Annotated in this window: 18 protein-coding genes; 8 read left to right on the top strand and 10 right to left on the bottom strand. The window is 63.8% G+C overall.

Features of this window, described 5'->3' with window-relative positions:
• The first annotated feature begins 220 nt into the window (after positions 1–220).
• The 5 genes from ccmA (at position 221) to AC1DX0_RS04000 (ending at position 2,563) form a co-directional block, all read left to right on the top strand.
• Complete coding sequence (gene ccmA, locus AC1DX0_RS04020; RefSeq protein WP_477224401.1) at positions 221–829, top strand: heme ABC exporter ATP-binding protein CcmA; 609 nt, start codon at positions 221–223, stop codon at positions 827–829.
• A 193-nt stretch (positions 830–1,022) separates the two neighbouring features.
• On the top strand, positions 1,023–1,688 hold the full coding sequence (gene ccmB / locus AC1DX0_RS04015; protein ID WP_477224400.1) for a heme exporter protein CcmB: 666 nt from the start codon (positions 1,023–1,025) through the stop codon (positions 1,686–1,688).
• On the top strand, positions 1,675–1,824 hold the full coding sequence (locus AC1DX0_RS04010) for a hypothetical protein (protein WP_477224399.1): 150 nt from the start codon (positions 1,675–1,677) through the stop codon (positions 1,822–1,824). Before ccmB ends, AC1DX0_RS04010 begins: the two co-directional genes overlap by 14 nt.
• Positions 1,821–1,988, top strand: coding sequence for a heme exporter protein CcmD (ccmD, locus tag AC1DX0_RS04005; protein ID WP_477224398.1), 168 nt, complete (start codon positions 1,821–1,823; stop codon positions 1,986–1,988). Before AC1DX0_RS04010 ends, ccmD begins: the two co-directional genes overlap by 4 nt.
• Positions 1,985–2,563 (top strand): DsbE family thiol:disulfide interchange protein, encoded by a 579-nt coding sequence (locus tag AC1DX0_RS04000; protein WP_477224397.1) that lies wholly within the window; start codon positions 1,985–1,987, stop codon positions 2,561–2,563. The genes ccmD and AC1DX0_RS04000 overlap by 4 nt, the downstream gene beginning before the upstream one ends.
• 197 nt (positions 2,564–2,760) lie before the next feature.
• Here the strand turns inward: AC1DX0_RS04000 and AC1DX0_RS03995 are convergent, their stop codons facing one another.
• The gene (locus AC1DX0_RS03995; RefSeq protein WP_477224396.1) at positions 2,761–2,925 is read right to left on the bottom strand and encodes a hypothetical protein; all 165 of its coding nucleotides are present in this window, start codon (positions 2,923–2,925) and stop codon (positions 2,761–2,763) included.
• A 275-nt stretch (positions 2,926–3,200) separates the two neighbouring features.
• Here AC1DX0_RS03995 and AC1DX0_RS03990 point away from each other — a divergent pair, with 275 nt between their 5' ends.
• Both AC1DX0_RS03990 and AC1DX0_RS03985 read left to right on the top strand, forming a co-directional pair.
• Positions 3,201–4,121, top strand: coding sequence for an SMP-30/gluconolactonase/LRE family protein (locus tag AC1DX0_RS03990; protein WP_477224395.1), 921 nt, complete (start codon positions 3,201–3,203; stop codon positions 4,119–4,121).
• Between the two features lie 153 nt (positions 4,122–4,274).
• Positions 4,275–4,481, top strand: coding sequence for a tautomerase family protein (locus tag AC1DX0_RS03985; protein ID WP_010912352.1), 207 nt, complete (start codon positions 4,275–4,277; stop codon positions 4,479–4,481).
• Between the two features lie 68 nt (positions 4,482–4,549).
• On the opposite strand, the gene AC1DX0_RS03980 is transcribed toward AC1DX0_RS03985, so the two are convergent.
• From AC1DX0_RS03980 to AC1DX0_RS03940, 9 genes are all read right to left on the bottom strand, one after another.
• A complete protein-coding gene (locus AC1DX0_RS03980; RefSeq protein ID WP_477224394.1) occupies positions 4,550–5,080 on the bottom strand; it encodes an NADPH-dependent FMN reductase in 531 nt (176 codons plus the stop codon).
• Positions 5,081–5,119: 39 nt separating this feature from the next.
• Positions 5,120–5,740, bottom strand: coding sequence for a pyridoxamine 5'-phosphate oxidase family protein (locus AC1DX0_RS03975; RefSeq protein ID WP_477354292.1), 621 nt, complete (start codon positions 5,738–5,740; stop codon positions 5,120–5,122).
• A gap of 19 nt (positions 5,741–5,759) precedes the next feature.
• Positions 5,760–6,434, bottom strand: coding sequence for a septation protein A (locus AC1DX0_RS03970; RefSeq protein ID WP_172222168.1), 675 nt, complete (start codon positions 6,432–6,434; stop codon positions 5,760–5,762).
• A gap of 45 nt (positions 6,435–6,479) precedes the next feature.
• A complete protein-coding gene (ftsY, locus tag AC1DX0_RS03965; protein ID WP_477224392.1) occupies positions 6,480–8,279 on the bottom strand; it encodes a signal recognition particle-docking protein FtsY in 1,800 nt (599 codons plus the stop codon).
• A gap of 12 nt (positions 8,280–8,291) precedes the next feature.
• Entirely contained in the window at positions 8,292–9,629 is a 1,338-nt protein-coding gene (gene mtaB / locus AC1DX0_RS03960) for a tRNA (N(6)-L-threonylcarbamoyladenosine(37)-C(2))-methylthiotransferase MtaB (RefSeq protein WP_477354289.1), read from the bottom strand.
• Positions 9,629–10,513: a diaminopimelate epimerase gene (gene dapF / locus AC1DX0_RS03955; RefSeq protein WP_477224390.1), complete on the bottom strand. Its 885-nt coding sequence runs from the start codon at positions 10,511–10,513 to the stop codon at positions 9,629–9,631. Before dapF ends, mtaB begins: the two co-directional genes overlap by 1 nt.
• Before the next feature lie 73 nt (positions 10,514–10,586).
• Positions 10,587–10,748 carry a DUF1328 family protein gene (locus tag AC1DX0_RS03950; protein ID WP_027059387.1) on the bottom strand — a complete coding sequence of 54 codons (162 nt, stop codon included), beginning with the start codon at positions 10,746–10,748 and terminating at the stop codon, positions 10,587–10,589.
• Positions 10,749–10,845: 97 nt separating this feature from the next.
• Positions 10,846–11,412 (bottom strand): hypothetical protein, encoded by a 567-nt coding sequence (locus AC1DX0_RS03945; protein WP_477224389.1) that lies wholly within the window; start codon positions 11,410–11,412, stop codon positions 10,846–10,848.
• 72 nt (positions 11,413–11,484) lie between these two features.
• Positions 11,485–12,504, bottom strand: a complete 1,020-nt coding sequence (locus tag AC1DX0_RS03940) for an MBL fold metallo-hydrolase (RefSeq protein WP_477224388.1) — start codon at positions 12,502–12,504, stop codon at positions 11,485–11,487.
• Positions 12,505–12,668: 164 nt separating this feature from the next.
• Between AC1DX0_RS03940 and AC1DX0_RS03935 the strand changes: the two genes are divergently transcribed.
• Positions 12,669–14,078, top strand: coding sequence for a hypothetical protein (locus AC1DX0_RS03935; protein WP_477224387.1), 1,410 nt, complete (start codon positions 12,669–12,671; stop codon positions 14,076–14,078).
• The last annotated feature ends 29 nt before the right edge of the window (positions 14,079–14,107 follow it).

The following is a 14,107-nucleotide window of genomic DNA, read 5'->3' as shown; positions in this document are numbered from 1 at the left end:
AAGGTGCGGGTACGGCCATTTCCGCTGTCCGTTCCCAAGCAACCCGAGCCGTTCAAGGCGGCGCGTGCGCTGGTTCGGCGCAAATTCTTCTTCCCGTGCCGACCGCTGGCACGGATGACCCGCATATAGAGAATTTTCTGGAATAGTTCTAGACAGTCGGAGAGCAAATTTGTGCGATGCGGCAGCGCTCGCGAAACATTGTTTTCAGGGCAGGCGAGGGATGCGGCTTATCGCCGAAAATCTGGGCGGCGAACGCGGCGGCGAGCCGGTTTTTTCCGGCATCGGTTTTGCGCTCGGTCAGGGCCAGGCGCTGGTCGTCACCGGGCCGAACGGATCCGGCAAATCGACCCTATTGAGGATCATTGCCGGGCTGCTGCCGGTGGCGGAGGGCCGGTTGCTGCTCGAAGGCGGTGGCGAGGCGTTTCCGTCTGTTGCCTCGGCCTGTCACTACCTTGGTCACCAGAACGCGATGAAGCCGGCGCTCAGCGTGACGGAAAATTTGCGCTTCTGGCGCGATTTCAATGGCGGTGGCGATTCGAGCGTCGATGAGGCGCTGGAGACGGTTGGGCTTGATGGCATTGGTCATCTGCCGTTTGGGTATCTCTCGACCGGGCAAAGGCGGCGCGCGGCGATCGCGAAGCTTTTGGTCAGCCATAGGCCGCTATGGCTGCTCGATGAGCCGACAGCGGGACTGGACAAGGCTTCGGAGGCGCGGTTTGCGGGGCTGATGACGAAGCATTGTGCTGGGGGTGGGATGATTGTCGCGGCGACGCATTTGCCGCTGGGGTTGGACGGGGCGACGGAATTGAGGATGGGGGAAACGGATTGATGACGGTGCGAGGCACCCCCCTCTGTCCTGCCGGACATCTCCCCCGCAAGGGGGGAGATCAGATGTTGTCTCGGCCTTCGCCAATCTCCAACGTTCGAAGGCTGGCGAGGCGTATGAACTGCCAATCTCCCCCCTTGCGGGGGAGATGTCCGGCAGGACAGAGGGGGGTGCCTGGGCGCAGACATCTCGAATCATGCTAGCCCTCTTCCTCCGCGACATCCGTCTCAACATCCGCGCCGGCGGCGGGGCGTTGACCGGCGTCATCTTCTTCCTCGCCGTCATCGCCACCATTCCGTTCGGCGTCGGCCCCGACCTCAAGCTGCTTTCGCGCATCGGTCCGGCGATCCTGTGGATCGGGGCGCTGCTGTCCTGCCTGCTCGGCCTCGACCGGCTGTTCCAGGCCGATCGCGAGGACGGCTCGCTCGATCTGCTGGTGCTCGGCAATGACCGGCACATGCTGGCGCTGACCGTGCTGGTCAAATGCCTGGCGCATTGGGCGGGCAGCGTGCTGCCGCTGGTCATCGCCGCGCCGCTGCTCGGCCTGTTCATGAATATGGAGCCGCTGGCCATCGGCGCCACCGCGCTCACACTTCTGGTTGGCACGCCGGCGATCACCTTCATCGGTGCCGCGGGTGCCGCGGTGGCAGTGGCGCTGCCGCGTGGCGGGCTGTTGATCTCGGTACTGGTGCTGCCGCTGACCATTCCGGTGCTGATCTTCGGCGTTTCGGCGAGCTATGGCGCGACGGCCAATCCCGATCCCTTCCTGCAGCCCTTCCTCATTCTTGCCGCGCTGACGTTGTTTCTTGCGGTGCTCGGCCCAGTCTCGGCGGCGCTGGCGCTGCGGCATGGAACAGATTGATGTGGCCGCACAAGCCTGGAGCCGCGACGCGGCGTCCGATTGCGAAGCCGGTGGCGCGAGGCTAAGGGAAGGCATGTTTGAATTGGGCGACAGGATCCGTCTGGAAAGCGGCGCTTCGGCGGGGCCTGCCGCATGAGCGCACACGCCCTTTATGTCACCGCCGCCTATGGCATCACTGCGATCGTGCTGGCTGGGCTGATCGGCTGGATCCTGTTCGACCAGCGGGCGCGCAAGCGCGAGCTCGCCGAACTGGAAGCCGCCGGCGTGCGCCGGCGTTCCGACAAGGTCGCCAAGCAATGAGTTCAGAGACGGAAACCCCGACGCGCGGTCGCCGCCTGTTCGTGCTGTTGCCGCTGCTGGTCTTTCTCGGCCTGGCCGGCCTGTTCCTGTCGCAACTGCTTTCTGGCCGCGATGTYTCGGAAGTGCCGTCGGCGCTGATCGGMYTGCCGGCGCCGCCGACCAATCTGCCGGCGCTGGACGGGTCAAACCTGCCAGGGCTCGATTCCAGGGCGTTTGCCGGCAAGGTCACGCTGGTCAATGTGTTTGCGTCATGGTGCGCGCCGTGCCGGGAAGAGCACCCGGTGCTGTTGGCGCTGTCGCAGGACAAGCGCTTCGTGATGACGGCGCTGAACTACAAGGACCGGTCGGAAAATGCCCGCCGGTTCCTCGGCGATCTCGGCAATCCGTTCCAGGCGATCGGCGTCGATGAAGCCGGCCGTACGGCGATCGACTGGGGTGTTTACGGCGTGCCGGAGACCTTCGTCATCGGCAAGGACGGCAGAATAGCCTACAAGCATGTCGGCCCGCTGACGGCGGAGTCGGCGCGGGATTTATTGCTACCACAGATAGAAAAGGCGCTGGCGGTTTCGGGTTAGGCGCTGGCGCCAGACCCCCTCATCCGGCCGCTGCGCGGCCACCTTCTCCCCGTGGGGGAGAAGAGATGACGCCGGCGCTGACCAGCTCCTCTCCCCTCGGGGAGAGGTCGGATTGCCCCGAATTGCCTTTGCAATTCGGTTTCGGCAATCCGGGTGACGGGACAATGCCCCGCTGTCCGGAAAACCGACTGGAAAGATCAGCCGTAGATCTGCTTGTGGATCTGGTAGAGCATTTCCGAGCGGTCGGCACGCATGTCGGCCAGATCGCGGCTGGAGAAGCTGTCGATTTCGGCGACGAGGCGGTTGTAGTGCTTGCGCTTGGCGATGCTGCTGCGAGCGCGGGTCATGAGATCGAAGATCATAGCAAGGGTTCCTTCTGTGCCGCATTCTGGCGGCCGGTTCTTCCTCCCTTGGTCAGTACGGAACATGACATAGTAATGGTGCGTTGCAAAAAGAAGATGTTGCAATGCACCATTGCACGCAGCGCATAGCCGGTTAATCGAGTCCTAAGGCGAGCCAGCCCTGGTCGCGCGGCTGGCTCCTCTCCGTTTTGTCATACAAATTGCGAAGGCCCCGTCTTGCCAGATCGATCGCGGGCTGGCTTGATCCGGCGTCACCTGATGCCGGGAGGAAATGCATGGCGGCCGAAGATTATTACGAAATTCTCGATCCGCGCTTCGCGCGCCTGTTCAACGGCAACGCGCAGGTGGAGAAGCTGTTCACCGGATGCCGCTGGGCGGAAGGGCCGGCCTGGTTCGCCGCCGGCCGCTACGTCGTCTGGTCCGACATTCCGAACAACCGCATGCTGCGCTACGACGAGACGGACGGCAGCGTCAGCGTCTTCCGGCAGCCGTCAGGCAATTCCAACGGCAACACCGTYGACCGGCAAGGCCGGCTGGTCACTTGCGAGCATTCGGGCCGCCGCGTCAGCCGCACCGAGCATGACGGCTCGGTCACCACCATTGCCGCCAAGTGGAAGGGCAAGCGGCTGAATTCGCCCAACGATGCGGTGGTGAAGTCCGACGGCTCGATCTGGTTCACCGACCCGACCTATGGCATCGACACCGACTATGAGGGCGACAAGGCCGAGAGCGAGATCGGCGCCTGCCATGTCTACCGGGTCGATCCCGATACCGGCGAGATCGAGGCCGTCATCACCGACATGGTGAGACCCAACGGGCTTGCCTTCTCGGTCGACGAGAGCCTGCTCTATGTCGTCGACACCGGCCGTACGCATGGCGCTGAAAACCCGGCGCATATGCGGGTGTTCAATGTCGGCAAGCACGGCAAGAAGGTGTCCGGCGGCAAGGTCTTCGCCGACTGCACGGCCGGCCTGTTCGACGGCTTCCGGCTCGACGTGGACGGGCGCATCTGGACGAGTGCCGCCGACGGCATCCACTGCTACGATCCGGACGGCACGCTGATCGGCAAGATCAAGGTGCCGGAGGTGACCGCCAATTGCGTGTTCGGCGGCGCCAAGCTGAACTGCCTCTACATCGCCGGCACCACCTCGCTCTATTCGGTGCGGTTGATGGTGAACGGGGCCAAGACTTTTTGAGGCTGCTTCGAACTTTTCTCTGGCGGGCCTTGATGGCGTTTCTACGCATGCCCGTGGCGCCACGGCTGCCGGCACCGCCACCATTCAGTTCGCCCGAGGGGATATCGAAGCAGTCTCTTGCCGGAAACCAGCACAATTCAAGGGGAGGACGTCATGCCATTCGTCAACATCCGCATCGTCAAGGAAGTGATCGCCGCCGATCCGGCAGGCAAGAAGGCTGATATCGCCAAAAAAGTCACGGCGGCCATCATGGAGGCCACTGGGCTCGGCAATGACGATGTCTGGGTGGTTTTCGAGGAGGTCAACGCCCGCGATTGGTATGTCGGCAAGACCGATGTCGAGACGTTGAGGAAGGGGTAGTCGGCTGCAGCCGTAGTGCGAACGTTATGAAAGGCTGGCGGGACACCCATCGCATGGTGGCCGCGGGCTCAACGCGTGCGGATGAACTCCGTGAAACCCTGCACCGCATCGCGCATCGCCAGCACATTCGCGGGCTCAGCCAAAATCGCCTCCACCTCCGGCGGCTTCTTCCCCAACAGCGCAATCTCCAGCCCGTCGTCATACATCGCGAACGACATCGTCCGCATGATCTCGGCCAAGGCGGCGCGGGCGAACAGCGAACGTGGCGAGGCGTGCGCCAGCATGGCCGGTTTGGCGACGGCGGCGTCGCGCGAGACCAGCCAGTCGAGCGCGTTCTTCAGCCCGCCCGGCACGCCATGGGCATATTCGGGACAGGAGACGATGATGCCGTCAGCGCTGGTGACGGCGTCGATCAGGTATGCCGCTTCGCGCGGTGTCCGCTCGCCCTCGTCGTCGGGGTTGAAGATCGGCAGCCGGCCAAGCCCGTCATAGACAGTGACGCGGCAGCCAGTCGGCGCGTTGCGCGCCAGTGCCGCGACCAGGGCCGAATTGGTGGAGGCCGCGCGCAGGCTGCCGGAGATGGCGAGGATGTTCAGCAAGGTGTGGAGCCAGTTCGGACGAATCGTCGTCCCGAAATCCTACCACATGGTCTGCTTGTAATCGTCGTCCAGCCAGCGGTCGGTCGCCTCGACGGAGTCGGCGAGCGCCAGCTGGTCGCGCAGGATCTGACCGAGCGTCGGCAGCGTCGCGCGGTCGTACCAGCTCTCCGGCTTCCACAGATCGGAGCGCATGAAGGCCTTGGCGCAGTGCATGTAGGCGGCCTTGACGGCGACGACGATGACGCTTTGCGGCTCCTTGCCGTCGACCGCCAGSCGCTCGCGCAARCYGGCRTCGACGGTGATGCGGGCRTCGCCATTGAYGCGCAGCGTCTCGTTCATGCCGGGRATGAGGAAGAGCAGGCCGACCGAGGGATTGCGCAGGATGTTYTCCAGCGTGTCSAGCCGGTTGTTGCCGGGCCGGTCGGGGATGGCGATGGTCCKGTCGTCGAGMAYSGCGGCGAAGCCSGGCYTGTCGCCCTTSGGCGTCACGTCGGCATTGCCTTCGCCGTCGGAGGAGCCGATCAGCACGAACGGGCTCTTGCCGATGAAGGAGCGGCAATGGCCGTCGAGTGCCTTCAGTTCCTTGCGGATCGATCCATCGGTCGGGCGCGGCGTCTTGTAGATCGTCCTCAATTCCTCGCGCGTGGAGACAAATTCCATGGCTCTCCCCCTATTTTGACTACTTGCCGGGCTTTTCTTCCCCGCTCGCCTTGTCGTCCAGCGAATGATGCAGGATCAGCGGCATCTGGCTGAAGGTGAACAGAAGCGTGATCGGCATGATGCCCCAGACCTTGAAGGTAACCCAGGCGTCGGTGGAAAAATTGCGCCACACCACTTCGTTGACGACGGCCAGGAAGATAAAGAACAGGCCCCAGCGGAAGGTGAGTTTCCGCCAGCCTTCGGCATCGAGCTTGAAGGCGGAATCGAAGACATAGCCAAGCAGCGACCTGCCGAAATAGAGGCCGCCGAGCAGCACGCCGCCGAACAGCGTGTTGACGATGGTCGGCTTCATCTTGATGAAGATGTCGTCCTGCAGATAGAGCGTCAGCGCGCCGAAAATGAAGACGACGACGCCTGACACCATCGGCATGATCGGCAAGGTGCGCGTCAGCAGCCACGAGGCGATCAGCGCGATAGCCGTGGCGGCCATGAACAGGCCGGTGGCGACGAAGATCGGGCCGCCGAATTCACCGAGAACGGGGAATTTCTGCACCAGCCATTCGCCGCGCGCATTGGCGAAGAAGAAGACCAGCAGGGGTCCCAGCTCCAGCACCAGCTTGAGCACGGGATTGACGCCTTCCTTCTTCTCTTTCTGCGGGTCGGACGGATCGCGTTCGAGAATGGGTGGGTTCATGATCTTCCTTCTTACACACGGTCCCGCTCAAAAGGGATCATGCCGTTACGCCACTCCGGCGATCGCCCTGGCGAATTCGCTTGCGGAGAAAGGTTCGAGGTCGTCGACCTGTTCGCCGACGCCGATGAAATAGACCGGCAATTTGTGCTTTGCCGCGATTGCTACAAGAATACCGCCGCGCGCCGTGCCGTCCAGCTTGGTCATCACCAGGCCGTTGACGCCGGCGATGTTGCGRAARATCTCGACCTGGTTGAGCGCRTTCTGGCCGGTGGTGGCRTCGACCGTCTGCAGCACGGTGTGCGGCGCTTCCGGATCGAGCTTGCCGAGCACGCGGACGATCTTTTCCAGTTCCGCCATCAGCTCGGTCTTGTTTTGCAGCCGGCCGGCGGTGTCGATGATCAGCACGTCGGAGCCTGCCTCTTTCGCCTTCTCGAAGGCATCATAGGCTAGGCCGGCGGCATCGGCGCCGATCTTGGAGGCGATGACAGGCGATTTGGTCCGCTCGCCCCAGATCTTCAGCTGTTCGATCGCGGCGGCGCGAAAGGTGTCGCCAGCGGCGAGCATCACCGACAGGCCGCCATCGGTGAGTTTTGCCGCCAGCTTGCCGATGGTCGTGGTCTTGCCGGTACCGTTGACGCCGACCACCAGGATGACATGCGGCTTGTGCGAGAGATCGAGCTCCAGCGGCCGGGCGACAGGGGTCAGCACCTTCTCCACCTCGGCCGCCATGACGGTGCGGACATCCGTATCGGAGACGTCCTTGCCGTAGCGGCTGGCGGCCAGCGCGTCGGTGATACGAAGCGCGGTCTCCATGCCGAGGTCGGCGCGGATCAGCACATCCTCGAGGTCCTGCAGCGTCTCTTCGTCGAGCTTGCGCTTGGTGAAGACGCCGGCGATGTTGCCGGTGAGTTCGCGCGACGAACGGGCAAGACCGTCCCGCATGCGCTGGAACCAGGAGCGCCTCGGCGCCGGCTCCGGTGCTTTTACCGGCTCGGCCTTCTGCTCGACCTTTTTGGTGACGGTCACCTTGCCGGGAGCGGGTTTCGGCTCCGGCAGGGGTTGTGGCGCAGGTGGCGGGATGGGCTGCGGCTCGGGCGCGATCTCGGCAATGACGGGCTGCGGCGCGACCGGCGCCGGCTGGCGAATGGGCGGGGCGATTTCCGCTGCCGGGGCTTCCGGCGACACCTCGATGGTTGGCGCTTCCTCTTCGATGTCCGCAGGAGGAGGCGCGGCGCCAGCCGCTGAAGCTGGCTGCACTGAAGTCTCTGCCGATGGCGGCACTTCAACTGGTATCTCAACCGGAATCTCGGCAGGCGGGGCCGGCACTTCCATCGGCGCCGGTGCGGGCTGCCTTTCCGGGCGCGGCGGCGCAATCTCCGGCTCGGCCGGCGCGGGAGCAGGGACTTCTTGCGGCTGCGGTTCCGGCGTGGGTTCCGGAGCAGGCGTGGGGAGCGGAATTTCCTCAGGTGCCGGCTGCTCTGGGGTCTCTGGAGCGGGTGCCGGTTCCTCTTTCGGCGCGGGCTCCGGCAGTGGTTCCGGTTCGGACGGTACAGTCGGCTCAGGCGTTGGCGGGATGATCGGAGAGGGCTCGGGTACTGGTTCTTCGACAGGCGTCGGTTCCGGCTGCAGCGCTACAACAGGCTCGACCGCCGGTGCCGGCACGACCTCTGCCTCGGGCACAGGCTCGCCGCGCTTCAAGAACTCCGGAACAACCTGTTCGGCCGCCGGCTTCAGCGCATCGAGCTGGTCCCATTTGATCGGCGGCAGGGGCGCGGTCTCGTCGACGCGCTCTTCGACAATTTCTTTCTTGCCGAACGAAAATATCTTCTTGAAAAAACCAGCCATGCTTTGCGTTTCTCAGGCGGCGCGTGCGGCAAGCGGGGCTGCGATCAGCCTGATACCATCGTGGCCAGTAATTGTCGCTTCGACGATTTCGCCCGGCGTGCCGGTGCCGAGCGCGGCAAGCGTGAAGCCTTCGGTGCGGCCAAGGCCGTCGCGTTCGACCAGGATCGACTGACGGGTGCCGGGCAGCGAGGACAGATGGCGCCGATACGCGGCCTCACCGGCGGTACGCAGCCGAGCGGCGCGTTGCTTGACCACTTCGCGGCGCAGCTGCGGCATGCGCGCGGCGGGAGTGCCCTCGCGCGGTGAAAACGGGAACACGTGGAGGTGGGTCAGGCCGCATTCCTGGACGATTTTTTCCGAGTTCTCGAACATGGCGTCGGTCTCGGTCGGGAAGCCGGCAATGATGTCGGCGCCGAAGACGATTGCGGGGCGCARYTTKCGCACWTCCTCGCARAARCGGATSGACTGGTCRCGCAAATGSCGGCGYTTCATGCGTTTCARGATCATGTCGTCGCCCGATTGCAGCGACAGATGCAGATGCGGCATCAGCCTGGGYTCGGTGGCGATGGCGTCGAGCAGATCGTCGTCGGCTTCGATCGAATCGATCGACGACAGCCGCAGGCGTTTYACRTCGGGCACCTGCTTGAGAATCGTCTTCACCAGCTTGCCGAGTTTCGGTGCGCCCGGCAGGTCGGCGCCGAAAGACGTCATGTCGACACCGGTCAGAACGATCTCTGCATAACCGTTGCCGGCCAGCCGCTTGACCTGTTCGACGACGGCGCCCATCGGCACCGAGCGCGAATTGCCGCGGCCGTATGGGATGATGCAGAAGGTGCAACGGTGGTCGCAGCCATTCTGCACCTGAACGAAGGCGCGCGCCCGGCCCTCGATGGCGTCGACCATATGGCCGGCGGTCTCGCGCACCGAGAARATGTCGTTGACGCGGGCCTTCTCGGTGTCGTTGACGCCGAAATCCGGCAGCGCGCGATAGGAGTGCGCCTTCAGCTTCTCTTCATTGCCGAGGACGAGGTCGACCTCGTCCATGGCGGCGAATTTTTCAGGCTCGGTCTGGGCGGCGCAGCCGGTGACGATGATGCGCGCCTGCGGGTTGTCGCGGCGCGCCTTGCGGATCGCCTGCCTGGCCTGGCGCACCGCTTCGCCGGTGACGGCGCAGGTGTTGAAGATCACGGCGCCGCCTTCCAGCGTCCCGAGCCCGGCGCTTTCGGCCTCGCGCCGCATCACTTCGGATTCATAGGTGTTCAGTCGGCAGCCGAAGGTCACCACGTCAATGCGGCTGGCGGCCTCGGAGAGCGAATCCTCGTAGGCCGGGCTCTTCGACAGAGCCGACATCAGGCCGCGCTTTCGGTGTCGCGGGCCCAAATGCCGGTCGAGGGATCGAAGCTGCCGGAAAATTCCCATTCTGCGGCACCGGTCAGGATGACGTGGTCGTCGTCGCGCCATTCGACATGCAGCGTGCCGCCGCCCGGGGTCAGCAGGTTGACGCTGCGGCCGGTCCGCCTGGTGCGGGCCGCGGCCACCACGGCGGCACAGGAGGCCGAGCCGCAGGCCTTGGTCAGGCCGGCGCCGCGCTCCCAGGTGCGGATGATCATGGTTTCGGGCGAAGTCACCTGCGCGATGGTGATGTTGGCGCGCTCGGGGAAGATCGGGTGGTTCTCGAGCAGCGGACCGAAGCGTTCGAGCTCATAGGACCAGACGTCGCGGTCGACCCAGAAGATGGCGTGTGGATTGCCCATCGAGACGGCGGAGGGCGAATGCAGCACCGGCGCGTCGATCGGGCCGATCTGCAATTCGATCATGCGGGTGTCGCGGAACTCTTCCGCCAGCGGAATCTCCTGCCAGCCGAAATGCGGCATGCCCATGTCGACCGAGATCGAGCCATCGGCATGTTCCCGGGCATTGAGAATGCCGGCGCGGGTCTCGAAGGTGAAGGTCTTTTGCCCGGTCTCGGCGGCGAGCGCCTGGACGACGCAACGCATGCCGTTGCCGCAGGCCTGCGCACTGGTGCCGTCGGAATTCAGGATGTCGACATAGTAGGCGGTGCCCGGCGTCTTCGCATCATGGATCGCCATGATCTGGTCGAAGCGTGTCGCGGCATCGGCGTTCAGCGCAAGCGCGGCGGCCGCCGTCACCTGATCGGCACGGCCACGCATGTCGGCAACGATGATCTCGTTGCCGATGCCGTTCATCTTGGCGAAAGGGGCAGTGCTTGCCATTGCTCCGCGAAATTCCGTGTCCGTTTGGCGCTATATGGCGGAAACGGGCAGGAATTACCAGTGCGCAGGCGTTTTACGTGACGGCGAAAATGCCGAGCACCACCAGCAGGAAGATGACCAGAACGATGCCGATGAGGACGCGCGCGCCGGTGGCGGCCGCACCCGCCAGCGCCGGCATGCCGAGCAGGCTCGCCGCGGCGGCGACGATGAGCAGAATGATGATCCATTTGATCATGGGAATGCCTCGCAAACCGACAGATTTTAAAACCGCATGAAAACGCGGCTGTCGTGCTTGGGTTCCGTAGGCTGCGAGGCTATGTCCCTGGCAAAAACTAGCCGGCGATCTCGATGTCGGTGCTGAACGGTGCCGTCTTGGTCGAGTTCTGGTCATGCATGAGGAAGTTGCACTTGTATTTCCCGGCCGGCAGGCCATCGAGGGACAGGTCGAGCTTGAAGAAGAGTTCGCGGTTGTGCGAGCGGGAGGCGACCTGAACGCTGCCGATCTTCTCGAACGTGCCCAAAGCTTCGCCTGAGTCGGAAAGCACGGTGAGGTCGACGGCAAGCGCGATCTGGCTGTTGCCGAGGCCGTCCGAGCCGTAACCGTAGCCGACAGGCTCCATGTAGAGCACGACCTTCTCGCCTGGCTTATAAATGTGATTGGGGCGTTCACTGTAGATGCCGAAGCCGCCGGCCGAGTCGACCTGTTTGACGTTCTGCACGGCAAGTGGCATCGCTTGCCACAACGCCTCCTCGGCACTGCGGAATTTCTCCAGCGCGCCGGCGCCATCGCCGGCTTGCAGCGCCTTTTCGGCTTCGGCGGCATGATCGGCGATTTCCCCTGCGAAAGCCGCCGGCGCCGAAATTGCCAGCGCCATCAGAGCTGCAACGATCGATTTCATCTGAAGTCCCCCTTTTTTGCTGGCCGGACCATCGGCGAAAATGACCGTGCCGTAAATGGCCAATGCAGGACTTCAGCCTTGTTCGACCTCCGGTACCGTCCAGACCTCACCGGGCAGCAAGGCACGGAAACGTTCCTGCCGGATGTCTTGATCCTCGAGCGCCTCGGCCAGTTTCCGGACCGGCTCGTCCATCGGTTCGTCGGTGAGCTGAAAAGTGCCCCAGTGGCAGCCGGCGGCGAAGGCGGCATTGCACAGTTTCATGCCTTGCACCGCCTCTTGCGGATTCTGGTGCTGCGGCGCCATGAACCATCGCGGCTCGTAGGCGCCGATCGGCAGGATGGCGAAGCGGAAGCCGCCATGCTTGTCCGCCATCAGCCGGTAGTTGATGCCGTCGTGGAAGCCGGTATCGCCGGCGAAATAGATGTTTCCGCCCGGCGTCTCGATGACGAAGCCGGCCCACAGCGCCATGCGGCGGTCGCGGGCGCCGCGCGCCGACCAGTGATGCGCCGGCTCGATGTGGACGAAAACGCCGTCACCGATCTCAACCCTGGCGCCCCAGTCATGCGCCGACAGCCGCATGTTGGGGACCGCCTCGCCGATCAACACATCGTTGCCGAGTGGCGTCACCACCAGAGGGTCGTGCTTTTCCTTTAGCCGTTTAAGCGTGGCGAGGTCGAGATGGTCGTAGTGGTTGTGGCTGACCAGCACGAGGTCGATCGGCGGCAGATCGTCAAAGGCGATGCCCGGCGGATTGACGCGTTTTGGTCCGGCGAAGGAAAACGGCGAGGTGCGTTGCGACCAGACGGGATCGGTGAGGATGTTCAGCCCTGCCGTCTGGATCAGCAGCGTGGAATGGCCGACCATGGTCACGGTCAGATCGGAACCGTCGACACGTGCGGCCGGCTTTGCCTGCGGAAAGGGGCTCGGACTGGTCGCCGGCCATTTCGCACGCTGGCCGTTCAACTGCCATTTCAGCAGATCGGTGAAGCGGCCGGGCATCTGGCCGCCGGGATTGAAAAACAAGGTGCCATCGAAATGGTCGCTGGGTGGGCCGCGATAATAGCGGTTGGCGGCGTTCTTTCCTGCGGCCAAGGTTTGCGCTCCAGCGGTTTCGGCTCCTTGACATAGGTCCTGTGCCGGTTGGCGCAAGCATTGCTTTGCGGAATTCCAAGGTCGCGGCGCCTGGGCAGCAGGCTGCGCGCTGTGACGGCCGCAACTTTCGGTGTACCATCGGCAGGCGCAAGGAGGGTCTCGCCATGCGGCGGCTGGCAATTCTGGTCATCGCAATCGCGTCGATGTCGTCGATGGCCGCGGCGCAGACACGGCAAGACAAGCCCGGCGCCTGCAGCCATGCACCAACCATCATGGCGGCGACCGATTTTCTGCTCGCCGAGCCGGCAAATTTTCCGAATTTCTGGCGCGATCGTTACGGGGACGACGCTGCGTATCTGAAGATACGCTATGGCGATCTCACCTATGCCGACGGTTCGGCGCTTCTGGCTGACTTGGAAAGACGCAGCCATCCGCCGCTGCGCATTGTCGAACTGAGGCTCGCTTATGCCAAAACAGCGGATCGGGCGGCGATGATTGCCGGCATGCAGCCGCAGCCCAATGCGAAGTCGATTTTGCCTCAGCTTGGGCCACCTGCCTTGCGCGTGCTTGTCACCGAGGATGGTGGCGATTGGCTGCTGGGCGAACTGGGTCACTTGCAGACGTTGGATCTTTACCAGGCGTTAGACGCCGCCAAAGCAATTGCGGGCGCGCTGTCCGTTCTCGATGACGAGGCAAAGTCTCGGTTCGCCCAAAGGGCCGAAAATGCAGGCGTTTGGCCGCTGGCTCTCGAGATGCGGGCAGTCAAGGACGACCTCTCCGACTACGTCGCGTACCTCGACAAGCTTCCACCCCACAAGGGCAGTCGTACGGGGTTTATCCGCAATGCCCTTTACTCAGCCGATCTTCGCCCTTCGTTCGATATCTCCAAACAGCCAGCCGAAGTGCAGGCGCTCGACCGTCAAAACGATATGGGGCCGGCTATCCGACAGATCGGGCGGCTGATTGACTATGCTCCTCAGGCCGCGATCTTGCTGCCTCTCGTCAACCAGACCGGCGACCTGCGCCTCGGCACCACGGTGGCAGCTGGGCTCAACGCGCAGATTGCCGAAAAGCAGCTCGACCCGATCAACGATCCCGATGCTGTTACGACAGCCATGCTCGACGGGATCGATTATGTTCTTGGTCACCGCGACCGGGAGGATAACCTGCGTCACGCTCTAATCTTTGAAATGGGCGAAACGGCAGAGTCGTTCATCGACAGGGCGTTGGCCCGGTCGACGTTGGCCTCCTTCATGCAAGGCAATGGCGCCAAACCGCCACCTCGCCCGAAACTGCTCACAGCGGCCTTCCCTTGGGAACAGTGGGTCGGATTGGCCGGGAGACTGAAGGCCGGCGAAGCCATCGCGCCGGAAGATCGCATCGTTGCGGCCGATCTCATGATCGCAGCCGACCGTCCTGCGGATGCGTTGGCCTTGCTGAAAACGACCGGCGATTGGAAGACGGCAGTGCGGCGCTCTCATGAGCTGGCGCTTGGGCTGGACCGCCGATGCGCCGACCTGCTGCGGCCACCGATGCCGATTTGGCAGCCGCTCTACCGGTTCGAGTCGCGCTAGGGGCGCCTCCGATGACCGACGAGCGCGCC

It is taken from the genome of Mesorhizobium sp. P3_A9, from assembly GCF_056402975.1.
This window is presented reverse-complemented; position numbering and strand designations above follow the sequence as displayed.